Source organism: Achromobacter sp., from assembly GCF_050285585.1.
Classification (GTDB): domain Bacteria; phylum Pseudomonadota; class Gammaproteobacteria; order Burkholderiales; family Burkholderiaceae_B; genus Achromobacter.
In genome coordinates, this window is record NZ_JBLZXF010000015.1 from 104,089 (window position 1) to 110,169 (window position 6,081).

The window sequence follows — 6,081 nt, forward strand, 5'->3', positions numbered from 1 at the left end:
GAAGGAAACCATGGAAATGAATGCATTGGAGGCCGTCGGCGGCATCCGTATCGACGGAAACCGTCTCTGGGAGTCGCTGATGGAACTGGCCCGCATCGGCGGGACCGACAAGGGCGGCGTGTGCCGCCTGGCGCTGACCGACCTGGACCGCCAGGGGCGCGATCTGGTCTGCGCCTGGGCCCGGGAGCTGGGCTGCAGCGTGCGCGTGGACGCCATCGGCAATATCTTCATGCGCAGGCCTGGCCTGCGGGACGATCTGCCCGCCGTCATGACGGGCAGCCATATCGACACCCAGCCCACCGGCGGCAAGTTCGACGGCAACTACGGCGTGCTGGCGGGCATCGAGGTCCTGCGCACCCTGGCGCAGCGGGGCATCGTCACCGAGGCGCCGCTGGAGGTGGTGGTGTGGACCAACGAGGAAGGATCGCGCTTCGTTCCGGTGATGATGGGGTCGGGGGTATATGCGGGCGCCTTTACGCTAGCGCACGCCCTGGCCGCGACGGACCGTGACGGCGTCAGCGTGGACGATGCGCTGCGCTCCATCGGCTATGCCGGCCCCGAGCCGGTAAAGCCGCGCGCGGCCGCCGCCTACTTCGAAGCGCACATCGAGCAGGGGCCCATCCTGGAGGCCCGGGGCATCACCATCGGCGCGGTCCAGGGCGCGCTGGGCCAGCGCTGGTACGACGTCGCCGTCACCGGGCAGGAGGCGCATGCCGGACCCACCCCGATGGCGCTGCGCCGCGACGCGCTGGTGACGGCCTCCCGGCTGGTGCTGGAAGTCAATCGCATCGCGCTGGACCATGCGCCGCACGGGCGCGCCACGGTGGGCTGCATCGACGGCTTCCCGAATTCGCGCAACGTGATTCCGGGGCGGGTGGCGCTGACCGTGGACCTGCGCGCGGCCGACGACGCCACGCTGGACAGCATGTCGGCCGCCCTGGAGAAGGTGTGCGGCGAGCTCGCCGAGTCCGGCCGCTTCGACATCGAGCGCAAGGAAGTCGTGTACTTCCCCCCGCAGCCTTTCGAGCCCCGGCTGGTGCAGGCGGTGCGCGACGGCGCCCGCATGCTGGGGCTGGACTCGCTGGACGTGATCAGCGGCGCGGGCCACGACGCGGTCTATATGGCCCGGGTGGCGCCCACCGCCATGATCTTCGTGCCGTGCAAGGACGGCATCAGCCATAACGAGATCGAGGACGCGCGGCCCGAGCACCTGGAGGCCGGCTGCAACGTGCTGCTGCACGCCATGCTGCGCTGCTGCGGCCGGATCCAGTTCCCGGAAGGAGACCCGGCATGAAAGTGCTCATCGCCCGCATGAACCACGAGACCAACACGTTCTCGCCCGTGCCCACGCCGCTGTCCTCGTTCGGGCTGGACGGTCCCACCTACGATGCCGACGCCTATGCCGAGAACCACGGCAAGCGCACGGCGATGTCGGCGTTCATCGACCTGGCCGAGGCGCGCGGCGCGGAACTGCTCACTCCCGTGTCGGCCACCGCCTATCCCAGCGGCCGCGTGGCCGCCGACGCCTACGAAGCCATCTGCGAACGCATCGTCGCGGCCGCGCCGGGCTGCGGCGCCATCCTGCTCGACCTGCATGGCGCGATGGCGGTGGAGAGCACGGACGATGGGGAGGGCGACCTGCTGGAGCGGGTCCGCCGCGCGGCGCCGGGCGTTCCCATCGGGGTGGCGCTGGATCTGCACGGCAACGTCACGCCCAAGATGATCGCCAATGCCGACGTCATCATCAGTTTCAAGACCTACCCGCACATCGATATGTACGAGACCGGCGAACATGCTGGCCGGCTGCTCTTCGATAGCATCGACGGGCGGGTCGCGCCTTTCATCGCCTGGCGCCGGTTGCCGCTGGTGTCGCATACGCTGCGCAGCAATACGGGCGAAGGCGCGATGCGCGAAGCCGTGGAGGCCGCTAGGCGGGCCGAGGCTGGCGGCGCGTTGGGCGTGTCCGTGCTGGCGGGCTTCGGGCTGGCCGACATTCCCCATCCCTGCCTGAGCGTGGTCGTGGTGGCCGACGGCAGCCAGGAAGCGGCCGAGCGGGTCGCGAGCGAGATGGCCAAGGCCATCTGGGCGCGCCGCGAAGGCTTTCTGTATGAGAGCGAACCGCTGGCGCAGTCCCTGGCGCGGGCGCGCCAATTGGCGGAGGGCGCCGACAAGCCCGTGCTGCTGCTGGATCACGGCGACAATTGCATGAGCGGCGGCACCTGCGACACGATGGACGTGCTGATGGCCGCCGTGGACGCGGGGCTGGACGGTATCGTGGCGGGGCTGTACTGCGATCCCGAGGCCGTCGATGCGCTCACGCGCGCCGGCGTGGGCGCGGAAGTGGAGCTGCCGGTGGGCAACAAGATGCCCATCGACAGCATCGGCCGGCCTGCCCGGCCGGTCACGCTGCGCGGCACCGTAAGCGCGCTCTCCAATGGCGAATACGTCATCACGGGGCCCACCTATACCGGCCAACTGGCCTGCATGGGCCGCAGCGCCGTGCTCGATATCGGCGCGGCGCGCCTGGTCATCACCGAGCGCACCCACGAGCCCTGGGACCTGGGCGTATTCCGCAGCCTGGGGGTAGAGCCCGCGCGGGCCCGCTATATCCTGGTCAAGTCGCGCATGTACTGCCGGCCCGTATTCGTGCCGATTGCCTCGGCGCTGGTGGAGTGCGACAGCCCCGGCGTCACCAGTTCCGACTGGTCGCTCTTCGATTTCCGCAAGCGCGCCGGCCCGCATTTTCCGCTGGAACCGCTGGCGCCAGGCGACTACGATGCCCGCCGCGCGCCGCTGGCGGACTAGGGGCGAGGAAGCCCGCGAGACGAAGACGCCCCCGGTGGGGGCGTTTTTTTAGGGCCGTTGCCGCAGGGCAACATTCACATGTTTAGCAACTAAAACAAATAATGAGAATGATTGCGTTTATTTGTATCATGCACCGGAAGTTATTGAAGCTCTCATTCTCCCGACATGAAAATCAAGACCCTAGCCTGCATGGTGGCCGCGCTCCCGTGGTGCCTTCCCGTCCACGCCCAGACCTCCGCGCCGCCGGCCTCCGGCTCGTCGGGCCAGGGGCCGGTCGTGTCGATGGACGCCATCACCGTCGAAGCCAGCGCGGACGCGTCCGCCGGCGGGCTGGCCCAACCCTTTGCGGGCGGGCAGGTCGCGCGCGGCGGCCGCGTGGGGCTGCTGGGCACGCAGGACATCATGGATACGCCGTTCAGCATCACCAGCTATACCAACGAGCTGATCCAGGACCGCCAGGCGCGCAGCGTGGGCGACGTGCTGCAGAACGACGCCGGCGTGCGCGTGGCGCGCGGCTTCGGCAATTTCCAGGAATCGTATTTCATCCGCGGCTTCATCCTGGGATCGGACGACGTGGCCTACAACGGCCTGTACAGCCTGCTGCCGCGCCAGTACATCGCTACCGAGCTGTTCGAGCGCGTGGAAGTGCTGCGCGGCGCCTCGACCTTCCTGACGGGCGCGGCGCCCGGCGGCGGCGGCATCGGCGGCGTGATCAACCTGGTGCCCAAGCGCGCGCCGAACGATCCGCTGACCCGTGTCACGACCGGCGTGTCCAGCGGCGGCCAATTCCAGCTGTCCACCGACATCGCCCGCCGCTTCGGCCCGGACGGCAGCACGGGCATCCGCTTCAACGCGGCGCAGCGCAGCGGCGACACCGGCATCGACGACGAGCACTCCCGCACCAGCCTGGTGTCCCTGGGCCTGGACTGGCGCTCGGCGGACACGCGGCTGTCCGCCGACATCGGCTGGCAGGAAAACAAGCTCAAGCGCGCGCGTCCCAACGTTACGCTGGGCCCCGGCGTGACCACCGTTCCCGACGCGCCGGACGCCAGTTCCAACTACGCGCAGCCCTGGTCCTACTCCAACGAGCGCGACCTGTTCGGCACCGTGCGCGCCGAGCATGATTTCAACGACAAGCTGACGGCCTATGCCGCCTTCGGCATGCGCCGCAGCGACGAGGCCAACTCGCTGGGCAACGTCACGCTGACCAATGGCAGCACGGGCGACGGCACCTTCTATCGTTTCGACAATACGCGCGAGGACAGCGTGAACACGGGCGAGCTGGGCCTGCGCGGCAAGGCGCGCACCGGCCCGGTGGGCCACGAATTCGTCGTATCGGCGTCGTTCTTCGACCTGAAGAAGAAGAACGCCTACGTGATGGACTGGAAGAACACGTACGCCACCAACATCTACGACCCGGTTTCCTACGACAAGCCGGCCTTCAGCGCGAGCGCGCTGCGCGGCAACGATCTGGACAACCCAGCGCTGCAGGGCCGCACGCGCCTGAGCAGCTATGCCATCGGCGACACGCTGTCCTTCCTGGATGACAAGGTGCTGCTGACGGCGGGCATCCGCCACCAGCGCCTGTCGCAGCGGGACTACGCGTACAACACCGGCAAGGAAAACGGCGCCTACGACGCCAGCCACAATTCGCCCGCGGCCGGCATCGTCGTCAAGGTGGCGCCCAGCGTTTCGCTGTACGCGAACTACATCGAGGCGCTGGTCGCGGGGCCCACCGCGCCCGCGGTGGCCGGCGGCAAGCCGGTGCCCAACGTCGGCGAGAGCCTGCCGCCTTTTGTCTCCAAGCAGAAGGAAGTCGGCGTCAAGTACGAGTCCGACGGCCTGGGCGCCGGCCTGGCGCTGTTCTCCACGGACAAGCCGCGCGCCATGTACAACGCCAGCAATGAGCTGACCACCTCCGGCAAGGACCGCCACCAGGGCGCCGAGTTCACGCTGTACGGCGAGCCCGTGAAGCACGTGCGGCTGCTGGGCGGGCTCACCTGGCTGGACGCCGAGCAGCGCTCCACCGGCGACCCCGCCATCAACGGCAACCGCGTGATCGGCGTGCCGCGTTTCCAGGCCAACCTCGGCGTGGAATGGGATATCCCCGGCGTTCCCGGCCTGGCCGTGGACGGCCGCGTGGTCTACACCGGTTCTTCCTACGCGGACGACGCCAACACGCTCAAGGTGCCCGGCTGGACCCGCTTCGACGCCGGCCTGCGCTACATGATGGACGTGGACGGCCATGTCCTGACCCTGCGGGCGCGCGTGGACAACATCGCCAACCGCAACTACTGGTCCTCGGTGGGTGGGTATCCCGGTAACGGCTACCTGGTGCTGGGCGGCCCGCGCACGTTCTCGCTGAGCGCGAGCATGGACTTCTAAGCCGTCGCGGCCGTCACCAGAACCAGCCGCCCCGCGTCAGGCTGGCCTCGCAGCTCTTGTATTGCGCGCTGAACTTCTCGGCGCGCGCCTGCACCTTCCGCGATACGGTCTTGAGCCAGGCCTTGCGGTCGTAGCTGCGGTTGCGGTAGCCCGTCCAGCCCTCGTGGTAGTTCAGGTACTGGCCGTAGGCGTCCCATTTCGAGATGCCGTTCAGGCGCTGGGATTTGTTCATGTACCAGCCCATGAAATCCAGCGCGTCGGCGAAGTCGTCGCGGCTGGCTCCCCAGCCGCCGGCTTCGTTTTTGTAGTCGGCCCAGGTTTCGTCCTTGGCCTGCGCATAGCCGTAGGCCGAGCTCACCCGGCCCCAGGGGATGATGCCCAGGAAGTAGTAGCGGGGCGGCACCGCGTCCTGCTTGAACGAGGATTCCTGGTACATCATGGCCATCGGCACGGGCACCGGCGCGCCCCATTTCTTCTGCACCTTCAGCGCGGCGTCGTGCCAGTCCGGCTTCTCGCGGAAGATGGCGCAAATGTTCTCGGGATTGGACGGCGGCGCGGTGGCGCAGCCGGCGAGCGCCAGCAGCAGCGGGGGCAGCAAAAGCCGGGTCATTGGCGGGTCTTCCTCCTGGTCGCGCCGCCGGGCTGCCCGGCTTGGGCGGATGTGTGTCAATGGTTACCGCGATTGTATTGAAACGTATCGCCGGCCGCAGCGCGGCGGGCGCGCGCCGAAAAAAAAAAGGCCCCGGATCGCTCCGGGGCCGTTCTGCAGGCCTGGGCCTGGCGGGCGCGGGCGTGGCCCGCTAGCCGCTTAGAGTTCGATGACGTCGGCCACGTCCTTGTAGTCGGCGATCTTGTCGAAGTTCAGGTACTGGTAGATCTGGTCGCCGCTCT

4 protein-coding genes are annotated in these 6,081 nt (G+C 68.4%); 3 read left to right on the forward strand and 1 reads right to left on the reverse strand.

Annotated features, from left to right (window positions below; genetic code table 11):
• Positions 1-10: 10 nt before the first annotated feature.
• The 3 genes from ACN6PJ_RS19665 to ACN6PJ_RS19675 all read left to right on the forward strand — a co-directional run bounded on the left by ACN6PJ_RS19665 (position 11) and on the right by ACN6PJ_RS19675 (position 5,190).
• On the forward strand, positions 11-1,294 hold the full coding sequence (locus ACN6PJ_RS19665; RefSeq protein WP_427997518.1) for a Zn-dependent hydrolase: 1,284 nt from the start codon (positions 11-13) through the stop codon (positions 1,292-1,294).
• Entirely contained in the window at positions 1,291-2,805 is a 1,515-nt protein-coding gene (locus tag ACN6PJ_RS19670; RefSeq protein ID WP_427997519.1) for a M81 family metallopeptidase, read from the forward strand. Before ACN6PJ_RS19665 ends, ACN6PJ_RS19670 begins: the two co-directional genes overlap by 4 nt.
• Positions 2,806-2,970: 165 nt before the next feature.
• Positions 2,971-5,190, forward strand: a complete 2,220-nt coding sequence (locus ACN6PJ_RS19675) for a TonB-dependent receptor (RefSeq protein WP_427997520.1) — start codon at positions 2,971-2,973, stop codon at positions 5,188-5,190.
• A 13-nt stretch (positions 5,191-5,203) separates the two neighbouring features.
• Here the strand turns inward: ACN6PJ_RS19675 and ACN6PJ_RS19680 are convergent, their stop codons facing one another.
• Positions 5,204-5,800 carry a hypothetical protein gene (locus ACN6PJ_RS19680; RefSeq protein ID WP_427997521.1) on the reverse strand — a complete coding sequence of 199 codons (597 nt, stop codon included), beginning with the start codon at positions 5,798-5,800 and terminating at the stop codon, positions 5,204-5,206.
• Positions 5,801-6,081: the final 281 nt, after the last annotated feature.